The 13,832-nt window shown below is 68.6% G+C and carries 12 protein-coding genes and 1 tRNA gene; 7 read left to right on the forward strand and 6 right to left on the reverse strand.

Annotated features, from left to right (window positions below):
• Positions 1 to 96: 96 nt before the first annotated feature.
• Positions 97 to 2,001 (reverse strand): gamma-glutamyltransferase, encoded by a 1,905-nt coding sequence (gene ggt / locus MAY35_RS10220; RefSeq protein WP_374237941.1) that lies wholly within the window; start codon positions 1,999 to 2,001, stop codon positions 97 to 99.
• A 187-nt stretch (positions 2,002 to 2,188) separates the two neighbouring features.
• On the opposite strand from ggt, the gene MAY35_RS10225 reads away from it, so the two are divergent.
• A complete protein-coding gene (locus tag MAY35_RS10225; RefSeq protein ID WP_238421191.1) occupies positions 2,189 to 2,626 on the forward strand; it encodes an SRPBCC family protein in 438 nt (145 codons plus the stop codon).
• A gap of 22 nt (positions 2,627 to 2,648) precedes the next feature.
• Here MAY35_RS10225 and MAY35_RS10230 read toward each other — a convergent pair whose 3' ends face one another.
• Both MAY35_RS10230 and MAY35_RS10235 read right to left on the reverse strand, forming a co-directional pair.
• Positions 2,649 to 4,277 (reverse strand): MFS transporter, encoded by a 1,629-nt coding sequence (locus MAY35_RS10230; protein WP_238421192.1) that lies wholly within the window; start codon positions 4,275 to 4,277, stop codon positions 2,649 to 2,651.
• Between the two features lie 54 nt (positions 4,278 to 4,331).
• Positions 4,332 to 4,997 carry a TetR/AcrR family transcriptional regulator gene (locus MAY35_RS10235; protein WP_238421193.1) on the reverse strand — a complete coding sequence of 222 codons (666 nt, stop codon included), beginning with the start codon at positions 4,995 to 4,997 and terminating at the stop codon, positions 4,332 to 4,334.
• Positions 4,998 to 5,149: 152 nt separating this feature from the next.
• Here MAY35_RS10235 and MAY35_RS10240 point away from each other — a divergent pair, with 152 nt between their 5' ends.
• A complete protein-coding gene (locus tag MAY35_RS10240; RefSeq protein ID WP_238421194.1) occupies positions 5,150 to 6,373 on the forward strand; it encodes an oxygenase MpaB family protein in 1,224 nt (407 codons plus the stop codon).
• A 7-nt stretch (positions 6,374 to 6,380) separates the two neighbouring features.
• Here the strand turns inward: MAY35_RS10240 and MAY35_RS10245 are convergent, their stop codons facing one another.
• Positions 6,381 to 7,772: an acyltransferase gene (locus tag MAY35_RS10245; RefSeq protein WP_238421195.1), complete on the reverse strand. Its 1,392-nt coding sequence runs from the start codon at positions 7,770 to 7,772 to the stop codon at positions 6,381 to 6,383.
• 151 nt (positions 7,773 to 7,923) lie between these two features.
• Positions 7,924 to 10,437 (reverse strand): LuxR C-terminal-related transcriptional regulator, encoded by a 2,514-nt coding sequence (locus MAY35_RS10250; protein ID WP_238421196.1) that lies wholly within the window; start codon positions 10,435 to 10,437, stop codon positions 7,924 to 7,926.
• A gap of 116 nt (positions 10,438 to 10,553) precedes the next feature.
• On the opposite strand from MAY35_RS10250, the gene MAY35_RS10255 reads away from it, so the two are divergent.
• Positions 10,554 to 10,769 (forward strand): hypothetical protein, encoded by a 216-nt coding sequence (locus MAY35_RS10255; RefSeq protein ID WP_238421197.1) that lies wholly within the window; start codon positions 10,554 to 10,556, stop codon positions 10,767 to 10,769.
• Positions 10,770 to 10,865: 96 nt separating this feature from the next.
• Positions 10,866 to 10,941: transfer RNA gene (locus MAY35_RS10260), tRNA-Arg, on the forward strand.
• Positions 10,942 to 10,958: 17 nt separating this feature from the next.
• On the opposite strand, the gene MAY35_RS10265 is transcribed toward MAY35_RS10260, so the two are convergent.
• Entirely contained in the window at positions 10,959 to 11,921 is a 963-nt protein-coding gene (locus MAY35_RS10265; protein WP_238421198.1) for a GlxA family transcriptional regulator, read from the reverse strand.
• 82 nt (positions 11,922 to 12,003) lie between these two features.
• Between MAY35_RS10265 and MAY35_RS10270 the strand changes: the two genes are divergently transcribed.
• Genes MAY35_RS10270 through cobF form a run of 3 tightly spaced genes read left to right on the forward strand, consistent with a single transcriptional unit; the run spans position 12,004 to position 13,829 of the window.
• On the forward strand, positions 12,004 to 12,228 hold the full coding sequence (locus MAY35_RS10270; RefSeq protein WP_238421199.1) for a hypothetical protein: 225 nt from the start codon (positions 12,004 to 12,006) through the stop codon (positions 12,226 to 12,228).
• 30 nt (positions 12,229 to 12,258) lie between these two features.
• Positions 12,259 to 13,068, forward strand: coding sequence for an SDR family oxidoreductase (locus MAY35_RS10275; RefSeq protein WP_238421200.1), 810 nt, complete (start codon positions 12,259 to 12,261; stop codon positions 13,066 to 13,068).
• A 2-nt stretch (positions 13,069 to 13,070) separates the two neighbouring features.
• Positions 13,071 to 13,829, forward strand: a complete 759-nt coding sequence (gene cobF, locus MAY35_RS10280) for a precorrin-6A synthase (deacetylating) (RefSeq protein ID WP_238421201.1) — start codon at positions 13,071 to 13,073, stop codon at positions 13,827 to 13,829.
• The last annotated feature ends 3 nt before the right edge of the window (positions 13,830 to 13,832 follow it).

Raw genomic sequence — 13,832 nt, forward strand, 5'->3', positions numbered from 1 at the left:
CGACGACGTCGTTACGCCGGTGTCGCAGATGCGAGCGATCTGACGCTATGACCTGGGTGTATGCGTCCGATTGCGCAGGTGTGACGCTGAGGAAAACTAGTAGATCGCGTTGTCGCCCATCACCGCACCCTCACGCCGCGGGTCCGCACCGCCGATCCAGCCGCCGTCCTTGCGCACCAGGGCGCTGAGTCCGCTCGACTGTTCCTCGACCGACACCTCGGCGCCGCGCTCCCGGAGTCCACGGACGAGTGGGTCGTGCGCTCCGTCGTCGGAGGTGTCGACCAGAGGGTGCTCGCCGCCGACATTGGTCGTCGGGCTGTTCGCCGAACCGAAGTCGATCATCGAGACCGCCTGTTGCGGATCGAGACCCCAGTCGAGCATCCCGACGATCGTCTTGACGACGAACTGGATGATCACCGATCCGCCCGGTGAGCCGAGGGCAGCGAGCACTTCCGCGGGGGCGCCTGCGGTGCCGGGCGAAAGGACGAGGGTCGGCGCCATCGACGATCGCGGTCGCTTACCCGGCGACACCCGGTTGGCCAGGAGCATTCCGTCGTCGTCGCGTGGTTCGGCCGAGAAATCGGTGAGCTGGTTGTTGAGCAGGAAACCATCGACCATGTGATAGCTGCCGAACGCGGATTCGATCGTCGTGGTCATCGACGCGACGTTGCCGTAGCGGTCGGCGACGGTGATGTGACTCGTGCCGTGTTCGGTGCCGGGGTGGGAACCCAGCGGAACCGGGCCCAGATCGCCGGCCTCCGCCTCGCCGAGAGACGCGTCGGGGCGGATCAGCTGTGCCCGCGCCCGCAGGTAGCCCGGGTCCAGGATCGTCGCGACACCCCGGCCGGGCAGCGGCACGAAGTCCGGGTCTGCCACGTACTTGTCGCGATCGGCGTACGCCAGCCGCTCGGCCTCGGTGATCAGATGCACGGCAGCGGGATCCGGACGACCGCCGTCGGTGTCGAGGTCTCCGGGTGGCATCGCCGGGAGGTCGAAGTTCTCCAGGATTCCGAGCGCGGAGGCGACGGTGATCCCGCCGGACGAAGGGCCCGGCATCGCGACGATCCGTCGCCCGCGGTAGGTCGTGACAACCGGATCGCGTTCCACGGCACGGTAATCGCGGAGATCCCCGACCGTCATGAGGCTGGGTGTCATGCCGCCTGCCGTACTGCCGGCCTCGGCGACGATGGCCTGGGCGAGCGGGCCCTCGTACATCGCCTGTGGGCCGTCGGTGGCCAGCACGCCGAGCGTCTTCGCGTATGCCGGGTTCACCAGCTCGACTCCCTCGGTTTTCGGGTTGCCGTCGCCGTTCAGGAAGTAGTCGCGTGCCTCCTTGTCGGCGGCGAGCTCGTCGGCCGACTCCGCGATCGCCGACGCCAGTCGCGGGCTGATCTCGAACCCGTTGTCGGCCAGCGAGACCGCCGGGGTGAACAGGTCGCGCCACGTCTGCCTGCCGTATCGGCCGTGCACGAGTTCGAGCATGCGCATTAGGCCCGGTACACCGATCGACCGTCCGGAGGCGCGCGCGCTCGGCACCGGCGGCGCCGGGTTGTCGGGACTGATCCGGCTCAGGTAGGTCTCGGTCGCGGCGGCAGGCGCGGTCTCACGCCCGTCGAAGGCGCGTACCGCCTTCGACGCCGCGTCGTAGTAGAGCACGAATGCCCCACCGCCGATGCCGGACGACTGCGGTTCGACGAGCCCGAGAACCGTCTGCGCGGTGACGAGCGCATCGGCGGCGGTGCCACCGTCGCGCAGGACCTCGCATGCGGCACCGGTGGCCAGGGGGTTGGCGGTCGCGGCGGCGAAGGTCTGGGTCGTGACGGGCCGCATGCCGGTTCGGTAGCCGGATGCGACCTCGGGCCGCGTGGCGATGTCGGTGGGAGACCCGGACTCATCGTCCCGGGCGGCGATCATCTTGCCGTTGGGGAGCTCCGCGCAGGTGACCGGCGCGGCAGTCGGCTCGTCGGGCTCTCCGTTGTCATCGGTGCACGAGGCCACCATCGACGCGGCGACGGTGGCGACTGCCAGTGCGCGCAGGACGCGGCTGATCTCGCGGCGGCTCATCGATTCAGCGTCGCACACCCGTGTTGTCCGTGTTGTGGACTCGACCGGGACGCCTGACCACATAGGCTCGACGGGACGGGCCGGCCCGCACACGGTCGGCGGAGCACGACGAACGGGGATCAGCGTGGGAGTGGTACGGCATCAGGCGAAGATCGACAGTCCGCGCGAGCGGGTGTTCGATTACATCGACGGGTATCAGAACGTGCCCGAGTACATGCTGGGGATCAAACGTTTCGAGCCGACGACGGAGCAGACGAGCGGGCTCGGGGCGAAGTTCGCGGTGTCGATGGATGTCGGGCCGAAGACGCTGAAGTCGGTGGTCGAGTGCACCGGGTACGTCGAGAACGAACTCATCGAACTGAAGGCCGTCGAGGGTTTCGACGCGAACACGACGTGGCGCTTCGCCGACGCCGATGGTGGGTCGGGCACCGAGCTCGACGTCGAGATCGCCTACAACCTGCCCGGCGGGATGGCGGGCAAGCTCCTCGGCAAGGTCGTGGGGCCGTTCGCCGCGCAGGGGGTACGTCATACGGAAGCGACCATCAAGAAGAAGCTCGGTTAGCGATCGTCCCCGCCTGCGGGGCTCAGGCTGCCGACCTCTGGTCGTCGGGGCCCGGGGCGGGATCGGGTATTCGGTTGGGCAGGTGTCGGGAGAAGAGCAGCGCCAGCACGAGTAGGGCGAACACGACGAACAGCGCCTGCTGGAGCGCCGTGATCTGCGCGTCGGAGTAGGCCTGGGACACGGCTTGCGCGGCATCCGGTGTCCCGCCGGCGTCGAGGACGAGGGTGCGTGCCTGCTCGCCGGAGACGATGGGTACTCCGGCGTCGTCCACCGACGCCGTGACCTGTTGTCGCTCTGCGGGTGTCAGGCTCTCGGTGTCGCCGACCGCGGACACGAATCCCGAAGACAGCAACAGGATGAACACCGATCCGGCGACGGCGGTGCCGAACGACGAACCGAGGTTCTGGAAGGTGCCCTGGAGTCCGCCGACCTCGGAGGTGTCCTTCTCCTCGACCGCCGACATGTTGACGTTGCCCAACTGGGAGGCGAGAAGACCGAAGCCCGAACCGATCACGAACATACCCGCGGCGAAGGCCGCGCTGCGGAGGTCGGTGCCGACCGAGGCGATGACGAGAAGTGTGCCCACCGCCATGGTGATCTGTCCGCCGCGGGCGATGAAACGCGCGGATCGTCGTGCCGTCAGCCAGGATCCGAGTACGGAGAACAGCACGAGACCCACCGACAGCGGGAGGATCTTCACGCCGGTCTGCAGTGCGTCGCGACCGAGCATCGTCTGCAGGTACACCGGAACGACGAAGAACAGTGCGGCGATGGCGAAGTACTGGGCGAGGAAACCGCCGAGTCCGCTTCGCAGCGCGGGGATCCGGAACAACTGCACGCGCAACAGGGGTTTCCGTCCGGATGCTGCGAGGGTCCGCTGACGCAGGACGAACAACCACAGCACGATCACGCCGGCGAGGAGCAGATAGGCGACCGGCGAGACGCCGAGCGGTGCGATCTCGTTGCCGTCGATCTCCGGCGGGTGCTGCGGTGCGAGCCACCCCCAGGTCTTTGACTGCAGCACACCGTAGACGATCAGCGACAAGCCGCCGGCGGATGCCGCGACGCTCAGCAGGTCGATGCGGACGCTCCTGTCCCGCGGCACATCTCGGATCAGCTTCGCGGCGAACAGGACCGCGATCATCACCACCGTCTCGGCGACGAAGACGTAGCGCCAGGAGAGGTAGGTGGTCATCACGCCACCCAGTAGCGGGCCCACCGCCGCGGCGAGCCCGGTCACCGCGCCCAGGATGGAGAACGCGGTGACCCGTGCCTTGCCGGTGTAGTTGATCGCGGCAAGAGAAGCGATGGCCGGGATGACGAGGACCGCTCCGAGGCCCTCCACCAGCGACCAGCCGATGAGCAGCACGGTCAGGTTGGGGCTCAGTGAGGTGGTGAGCGAACCGATTCCGTAGATGACGGCACCGATCTTGAATGCCCGGGCGCGGCCCATGAGGTCGCCGAGCTTGCCGCCGGTCAGCATGAACGCCGCCATCGTCAGGGCGTAGAAGGTGATGGCTGCCTGCATGCCGGTGATGGATGTGCCCAGGTCGGCGGCCACGACCGAGATCGACACGTTCATGACGGTGCTGTCGAGCACCATGACGAATTGCGACACCGCGAGAATCGCGATCACCGACCATGAGCGCATCGCTGCCTCCCTGGGGCGTGGCGGGACGCTGGTGATCTTTGCAGGTCGGCGCCGTCAGCGCGGCGGATTCAGCATGGGCACCAGGAATTGGCGCGCCACCCGGGCGAGCTGGGCGTCATCGGTGATGTCGACGACCCGGCTGGGCACGGTGAGGAACGACGCCGAGACGCGCACCATCATCTCGGCGACCAGCTCGACGTCGAGGAGGTCGGAGATGTTGCCCGCCAACTGTTCTCGGCGCAACTGCGCCGCCACGAAATGCTGGACCATCGCCAGGAGCATGCCGTCGCCGCCGATCATCGACTCGATGAGCATGCTGGGCTCGGCATCGTTGATCTCGCCGATCAGGGGGTTGCTCGAGATGGCTCGCAGGGAGCCGACGAAGCCGAAGACGACGCGGTCGGCGACACTGTCGGCCCGGGGGATCTCCGCGCGGAAGCGGTCGAAGTACCGCCGGAACTCGCGCAGGACCACCTGGTCGACGAGCGCGTCCTTGGTGGCGAACTTGCGATAGAGCGTCACGCGCGTGACCCCGGCGCTCTTGGCGACCTTCTCCATCGGGGTGCGCTGCACACCGAGGCGGCAGAACAACTCGAACGCCGCGTCGAGAAGCCGTTCGGCAGTGGGGTCGGTGGCCTCCTCGGACGGGGTCGAGGACTCGAGGAACGCACGCGCGAGAAGTGAACTCGACAGCGACGCGCCGGTCGGTTGCGTGGTCACCTGGTCACCCCCTTCCCATCACATGATGACGTCGCGAGCTTCCATGATCGCAAAGTTGTCGGTTCCCGTGTGTCGTGGACCACCAAGTGGTATTGATGATACAAGGATACGTTGTTTGTCACATTGATACATGGAAGTGATGGGACGGGGTCATGGAAGATCTGAACAGACGGAAACTCTTGCGCGCCGGTGGTGCCGTCGGTGCGGCCGGTGCGGTCGCGGCGGTGGCGCAGTCGACACCGTGGACGTGGTCGCCGGCCAACTCGGTGCCCGGGCGGGGCCGCGGTGGGGACCCGCGCCAGCAGTTCGACGACGAGGCCGATCCGGTGATCGCCAAGGTGATCGACAGCGGGCAGGCACCCAAGGTCAACAAGTTGCTGCGTACGTGGCATCGGAACGCCCAACCACTGCCCGCCGGCCTGCCCTCCGAACTCCGTGACTTCATGGAGTACGCACGGCAACTGCCGTCGTGGACCGACCAGGACAAACTGGCGTCCGCGGTCAAATTCAACCAGAAGCGCGGCACTTACCTCGGTGTTCTCTACGGCTTCGCCAGCGGCATGATGAGCACCGTCATCCCGCGCGAGGCACGCGCGGTGTACTACTCCAAGGGTGGCTGGGACCTCAAGGATCGCATCACCAAGACCGCCAAGCTCGGCTACGACATCGGCTCGCTGAATGCCTACCAGCCCGGTGGCGAGATGGTCGTGACCTGTGTCAAGACCCGAATGGCCCATGCCGGCGTCCGCCACCTTCTACCGCAGTCCCCGCACTGGGTGCACAACGCGACCGAGACGAAGCCGATCAGCCACGCCGACATCATGGTCACCTGGCACAGCCTGCCGACGACGGTCATGCGCAACTTCGACAAGTGGAACGTCCCGATCGCGGCCGACGAGTCCGCGGGCTTCCTGCACTCGTGGCAGGTCAGCGCCTACATGCTCGGGGTGAAGGACGAGTACATCCCCGCCTCGTGGGCCGCCGCGGATTCACAGGCCAAGCAGGTCCTCGACCCGATCCTCGCGCCGACGCCGGAGGGGATCAAGCTCGCGGACATGCTGCTCGACCTGGGCATGAACCTCGACCTCACCCTGCTCTCCCGCGGCGTCCTGGGAGCGTTGACGCGCTTCATGCTGGGTGACCAGGTCGCCGATTGGCTGCGCATCCCGCGCGAGCCGGTGTGGACACCGCTGCTCGAGACCGCGTGGGGTCCGTACGTACAGGTCCGTGAAGGGCTGCTGAACGTCGGTATGCCGCGCGAGGCGTACTGGTTGTTCGACGAATTCCTCCGCCAGTTCGTGCTGTTCTACATGTCCGAGCTGCGGATGCCGATCAACATCGAGATCCCGGTGTTCAACAACCCGCGTTACAAGTAGCCCACCGCTACGGGTGACCCACCTGGTCGGCGGTCACTTTCTCAGCCCCCGCCGACTCCTCGACTTCGGCCGCCCGGTCCCGCTGTCCCCCTCGCCGCCAGAGCCGCAGGGGGATCCGGGGCCGGGCGGTCAGCCATTTGCTGAACGGTAGGCGGAGCAGGATGTCCACCAGTGCGAGCGATGCGACGAGCACCACGGTGATCAGGATCAGCGACCGGATGACCGCCGAGTGCGGGAACCAGTCGAAGAGGCCGCCGAGGAAGCCGAGGCGACCGAGGATGTCCAGGATCAAGGGATGCACGGCGAAGACCCCGAACGCGCGCAGAGTGGCCTGCGAGACCAGCTTCCCGCCGGCCGGACGGCCTGCCGCGCGACGGTCGTCCCACACCAGCCCGATCAGCCACAGCAGTGCGAGACCGCCGATGAACCAGGGGAGCGACATCGGGTTCCAGGCGGTGTTGGCCTGCCACGGCACGTTGCCGGGTGAGGTCGCCAGCAGATAACCCGCGACGGTGAACGCCGCGCACCCCGCCGCGATCAGGACGACGGTGGCCATGTGGTCCCGGAGCCAGCGGTCCACGCTCTCCCGGTGCTGCGCCGCCAGGACGCCGACCGTGATGAACAATGCGTACATCGGCAGCGTCTTCCACAGGTGCTGGTAGGCGATGTCCCACGCCTGACCAGACGGTCGCGGCAGGTACTGGTAGGTGACGAACACCGCGAGCTGGAGTGCCAGACCGCCCGACAGCAACAGCCAGGGCCGGTTGCGCCCGCGCTCGAAGATCCACGAGATGAGCGGGAAGAACAGATAGATCTGCATCGAGATCAGCAGGAAGTACAGCTGGTACTTGCCCTCGCCGACGAGCAGGTCATGCGCGAGATGGGGGAGCATCTCGCCGGCCGGCGGGAACGGGTTGTCGGCGATGATGAGGTGGTCGGTGATGGTGTAGATCAGGGTCCATGCGAGGTACGGGCCGACCACGAGGCCGAAGCGCCGGCGCCAGAACTGCCACGGCGACATCTCCCGCCCCTGCATGCTGAGCACGAGTACATACAGGGTCACCGCGACGAATCCGTAGCGGGTCAGGTGACACAGGACGCCCACGAGGTTCGCGCCCCGGATCTCGTCGGCCCCGCCGTTGATGGCGTTGACGCTGTGCGCCACGACCACGAACGTGAAGAGGACCACGCGGACGAAGTCCGCGGTGTGCGCGCGGCCGCGCGGCTTGGCCGGTCCCGTCGACCGTGCGGGTTTCGACGGCCCGGCGCTCGGGGTGCCGTCGGCTGCGCCGGTTGCCGATGCCCCGTCGGCGGCGGTGGACGACGATGCCTCGTCGGCGCCGACGGATGACGATGTGTCGTCAGGCGCGATGGGTGCTGGTCCGGATGCCGCGTGCACCAACGAGAAGACCTCCCCGGGCCGTGATGTGGACGTGTGCGCTAGGCAGTCTACGGCTCCAATCTGGCAGGAACCTCAACGCCGGGGTGTCCACAGTGGCGACAATCACAGTCCGGATTGTCCGTTTGTGGCAACGTCCGGCACCGCTGACTCAGAGGCCGTCGGGGAGCTCGCCACGCGCGTGGACTCCGAGCGTGCGAAAACCGTGGGCGACGTGGTTGCGCACGGTGGCGGAGGAGATCCCGAGTTGCGCAGCGATCTCCCGGGCTGTGAATCGCTGTCGGTACAGGCGGAGGATCTGGCGTTCGCGGGCGGTCAGCCGGGCCATCCGCGGATCGTGGGCCGTGGCCCGGCGCAGGTGGTCGACGATGCGGGTCCGGACCGGATGTGCCGTGATGCCCGGTCCGCTGGTTGTCGATGCGGGGGCGAGCACCGCCGAGACCACCTCCAGCGGCAGGTCGTCGGTGATCCCGTGGCGCTCGGCCCGACTCCGGCCGCGTTCCAGCCAGACCGCGGCGTCGGGTTCTCCGCGTCCGACGGCGATCAGAGCGCGCGCGGCGTCGCCGTGGTGCTCGCCGATCACCGCGGCCGCAGGCATTCGGTCGGCCTCGACGAGTGCGGTGCTCGCCCCCTCGGGGTCTCCCGCCGCGGCGAGGGTGAGAGCGAGCCAGTGACGGGCGATGCGTTCGTCACTGACATGCCGACTGCGATGCAGCAACTCGACGGCGTGCCCCGCACGGCTCGCCGACTCGGCGAACTCCGCGTTCCAGAAGGCGAGTTCCGAGCGCAGTGTCGCCAGCCACGCGCGCATCCGCAGGTCGCCGAGCGTCGTGGCCGACCTGGCCGCAGCGATCTCCCGTTCGGCGCCGACCGGGTCGTCGGAGCGCAGGTGGGCTCGGGCGCGCATCGCGTGCAACTGGGCCGACGACAGGCCCTCGTCGGCAGCCGTCGTCGGGTCGGGCAGCCGGGCCGTCAGGGAGCGGTCTCCGGTCAGGTCTGCGGCGAGGAACCAGGTCGCCCACGCGGCGCCGCGGACGGCGGGCTCGGTCTGTTGTGACAGCACACGCCACGGGGTGTCGGGGTCGGGCCGGCCCGTGTAGGTCCGGATCAGGGCGTCGGCGACCTGTGCCATGGGGTGCGCGTCGACCCCCGGGGCGCGTAGGCGATCACGCGCCGGCCCCGGTTCGGCGTCCTTGAGGAACACCGAGATCGCGGCCGCAGTGTCGATGGCCGGTGACGGGACCGGCAGGGTGGCCTGGACGGCGGCGAGCCGCGCGGCGATCTCGTGCCCCGGCAGGGTGCCCAGGGTCATGGCGTGCGCCCAGACGAACCCCGCTTCGGGGGTCGGTTCGGCGCGCCACGCCGCGGCGGCGAACCGTTCGGCGCTGTCCGGGTCGCCGGCCGTCAGGTGGAACGCCCCCGCGGCGAGGAGGTCGGCCACCGCGACCGGACGGTTAGTCCGCAACCCCCACGACGCCCGCATCACCGGTGTCGTCGCCGTCGCGTACAGACGGTCGGCCACGTGCGACCGGCGGGCCGGGCCGAGGGACTGCTCGGTGGCCTCGGCGATCAGCGCCGACGCCGCTCGTGCTCCCTCGGTGTCGGTGGCGACGAGTCCGTGGTCCTCCAGCGTCGCGACGGCGTCGAGGACGTCGAGTTCGTGGGCGGTGCGCCAGTCGAGGGCTCCGGCGAGGACGACGAGGGCGAGCGCGTCCGCGCAGTGCTCCGGCAGTCCGGCGAGGCGACGCCGCACTGTGTCGGCCACCCCGTGGCCCGCGGCGGCGCCGTCGCGCGCGAGCGCACAGATGAGCTCCGGATTACCATGCGCCGCAGACACTTCAACCGCTCCGACGATGTGCCCGAGAGCGGCGGAGGCGGCATCGTCCAACGGGCCCAACGCGTGGTGCGCCCATCGGCCGGCCCGGAGTCGGTCCGTGACCGTCCCGGGCGCCTCCCGATCGGTGGGGGAAGCGGCGAGGATGCGGAGGGGCTCCATCTCGGCGAGTGCCGTCAGGAGGTCGATGATCGCGGGTTCGGCCCGGTGGATGTCGTCGGCGACGACCAGCGCGGGCGTCCGGTCGGAGTGGCCGGACCGTCGTCGGAGGGCCGCGACGGGGTCGTCGTCGGTCCCGGCCCGCGCGCGCAGCGCGGCGACGGTGGGCGGCAGGACCACGATGCGCTGCCACCGGGAGGGCCGAGGCGGCGCAGCGCTGGTACCCACGGCCGAGAACTCGGCGAGCAGGCGCGACTTTCCGATGCCGAACGGGCCGGTGACCAGGACCGCGTCGTGTGTGTCGAGCAGGCGGGCCACCGAGTGCAGATCGGTGTCGCGACCCAGGAGCGGCGGAGGGACGTGTCCGGGTCCGTGCAAGCCGGCGAGTCGGTACCCGGACGTGGTGCGCTGCAGGCTGCCGGGCGGCAGTTTGTCCCGCAACCGGCTGAGGACCGTTCGTAGCGCCGCGTCCGGGTGGCGGGGCCGCAGCGTCGGCCAGATGCCGGCGACGAGGTCGTCGTCGGAGATGCCGACCTCGCGATGCCGAAGCAAGAGGGCCAGAGCCTGCCGGACACGCGGACGCAGCGGGATCGGGTGGTGCTCGGCATCGAGCAGGGCCACGACCGGCGTGGTCGTGTACGCCACCGCCCGTCCCGCGTCCGTACCGGTCATCCCGTCATGGTCCTTCTTCGGGTGCAGCGATGTCCGCGTCGTGTTTCCATCGCGGATTTCGGAATGATCAATTGTGCATCATGAGTCGCCGGGCGTTGTCCTCGACGCTGAAGTGCATGAGGAAGATAGCGATGCTGATGGCATGTGCAGCACTGACCGCGATCTGCTGCATCGTTGCTGCGGGTCTGGCGCTGACCTGGAATTCCGATGAAGCCGCACTAGTGGCCGGCGCCGTCTCGGTGGTCGCCGGTGCGGTGTCGTGGGCGTCGGTCCGGCGGGTGCGTGCGGCGAACCGACGCCTCGGGACCAACTACACGATCTTCACCATCTGACGCGTTCTCGATGCCGACTCGCGGTGCCGTGGGCATTGTCGTCGGAGACGGTTGCTCAAGTAGACTCCCGCTGTCGGTGGCCACGCCCGCCGAGTCGCCTTCGTAGCTCAGGGGATAGAGCAACCCTCTCCTAAAGGGTAGGTCGCAGGTTCGAATCCTGCCGAGGGCACCATCGTGTTCGACTCCGGTTCACGGATGCGTCGTCGCCTTCGCGAATCGACGTCGGTACACCAGCGGCGAGACGCCGACGGATGCGGCGAAATGATGTCGTAGGAGCGTCGCGGACGCGAAGCCCACGCGGCGCGCGACCTCGTCGACACCCCAGTCCGTGGATTCCAACAGGTTCTTCGCGGACAGGACGCGCTGCTCGGTGAGCCACCGGCGGGGGGACACGCCCACCTCGTCGACGAAGCGCCGAGCGAAGGTGCGTCCCGACATGTGCATCCGAGCGGCCATGTCGTCGACGCTGATGTCGCGATCCAGGTTCTCCACCAGCCAGGCGAGCAGGGCGCCGAAACCGTCATCGGTGCATGCGGGCATGGGTGCGTCGACGAACTGCCGTTGCCCGCCGTCGCGGTGGGGCGGTACGACCATGCGACGTGCGATCCGGTTGGCGACGGCGGGGCCCCAGGCCTCGCGGACGAGGTGCAGGGACGCGTCGATGCCAGCCGCGGTGCCCGCACTCGTGGTGACGGGCCCGTCGTCGACGAAGAGCACGTCGGTGTCGACCCGCGCCCGGGGGAACATGCGGGCCAGATGGCTGCCGTAACGCCAGTGGGTGGTGCACCGGCGGCCGTCGAGGAGTCCGGCCGCGCCGGCCACGAACGCACCCGAGCAGACGGTGAGGACACGTCCTCCGTTGTCGACGACCGCGCGAATGGTGTCGAGTACCTCGTCGGGGTAGTCGCCGCTCACGCTGCCGCCGGGGATGACGACGAGGTCGACGTCGCGGCATTCGTCGAGGGTGTGCGACACCTGGATCGACACCCCGTTGCCGACGGCGAGCGAAGTCCCGGGATCCGGTGTGGCGACGCGGAAGTCGAAGGCGGGTACGTCGTCGTCGGTGCGATCGAGACCGAACACCTCGTGGACGACCCCGAACTCGAACAGCGCGACGTGCCCGTACAGGAGGACACCGATCGAATGCAGCACACGACCAGTATGGCGGATAATTTGCGAAGAATGACATAGCTGCCACTGGTGGCCGAAAACATGCGAGCAGATGATTACTGCCATGACACTCGTTTTCGTTCTCGCCTTCGTCGTTGTCGCCTCGGTCGCAGGCGCATCCGGAATCCTGGCCCTCGCCGCGCGGCGCACGCCGGCAGGTCGGCGCACACCGGGCCAGCGGCTCGCCGACTGGTTCACCCGAAACCCGCGGCGCCCCTACGGCCCCGACACCGAGCGGGTCGCCGCCGAGCTCAGCATCCTCACCCGCCGGTACGACAAGCTCGTCTGACGTCTCGGCCGCTGCGCTACCGTTGCGGTCGTGAGTTCTCAGACTGTCCTCGTCACCGGCGCGACCAGCGGCATCGGGGCCGAGGTGGCACGCCAGTTCGTGTCCCGAGGCCATCGCGTCTTCGGCACCACCCGCAACCCCGACGCCGTGCGTGCCCCCATCCCCGGTGTCACCTATGTCCGCCTCGACAATGCCGACTACGACTCGGCGGCATCGTGCGCAGCTCTGGTCGGTGAGGTGGACATTCTCGTCAACAACGCGGGGGAGTCGCAGGCGGGTGCGCTCGAGGACACGCCGCTGTCGGCGATCGAGGATCTGTTCCGCGTCAACGTGTTCGGTCCGATCGCGCTGACCAAGGCGGTCCTGCCGGGCATGCGGGAGCGGCGTCGCGGCACGGTGGTGATGGTCGGTTCGATGCTGTCGAGCTTCCCGGTCGCCTTCCGGTCGAACTACGCCGCGACCAAGTCCGCGCTCAAGGCATTCGCGCTGGCGTCACGACGGGAGCTCGCGCCCTACGGAATCCGCATGATCAGTGTGGAACCGGGCACGATCGCCACCGGGATCGGCGACCGGCGCAGCATCTTCGTGGGTGAGAACTCGGTCTACCGCGAGGAGTACGAGACACTCGCGGCCGCGACCCGACGCAACGAGGACGCCGGCATCAGTGCCGAGAGCATGGCCGCCCAGATCGTCGACGCCGCTCTCGCCGACCATCCGAAGCCGTTCTACGCCAGGGGTAATCAGGCGGGCGTGGTCTTCCTGCTGAGAAGGCTCGCACCCCGCCAGCTGATCCTGGACATGACCGCCCGCAAGCACGGGCTCCCGAGGGTGAAGATCTGACCGTGCGAATCACGCTGCGAGTCATCGGGATCGGCCCCGGCGGCCCGCGTCAGATCACGTTGCAGGCCATCGATGCGATGGCCGACGTGGACGTGTTCCTGGCACTCGAGAAAGGGACGTCCAAGAGCGGTCTGCTCGATGCCCGACGCGCCGTTCTCGACGCCCATGCGCGGCAGGGATCGTCGTTGGTCGAGATTCCCGACCCGCCGCGCGACCGTGCTCCGGCGGACTACGACGCGGAGGTCCGCCGCTGGCACGCGGCCCGGGCCGACCTCATCGCCACGGCACTGCGCGACGAAGTGGGCGACGGGGGTGTGGCCGCCTTTCTCGTCTGGGGAGATCCCGCGCTCTACGACAGCACGCTGCGCATCGTCGACGACCTCGCCGCACGCGCGGACCTCGACCTGTCCGTCGAGGTGATCCCCGGTGTCACCAGCGCGAGCGCGCTCACCGCGGCGCACGGCATCGTCGCCAACCGCGTCGGGGAACCCATCCACATCACCACCGGACGGCGCCTGGCCGACACCCCCGCCGGAGCGGACGCGAACCAGATCGTGATGCTCGACGGTGAACTCGCCTTCCGGCACACGGCGAGCCCGGACGACCACATCTGGTGGGGCGCCTACGTGGGCACCGACGACGAGATCCTCATCAGCGGCAGGGTCGCCGATGTCACCGACCGCATCGTCGCTGCCCGCACGGAGGCCAGGGAACGCATCGGCTGGATCATGGACATCTATCTCATCCGCAAGGCGCACTGAGTA

The organism is Gordonia sp. 'Campus' (assembly GCF_022206305.1).
Taxonomy (GTDB): domain Bacteria; phylum Actinomycetota; class Actinomycetes; order Mycobacteriales; family Mycobacteriaceae; genus Gordonia.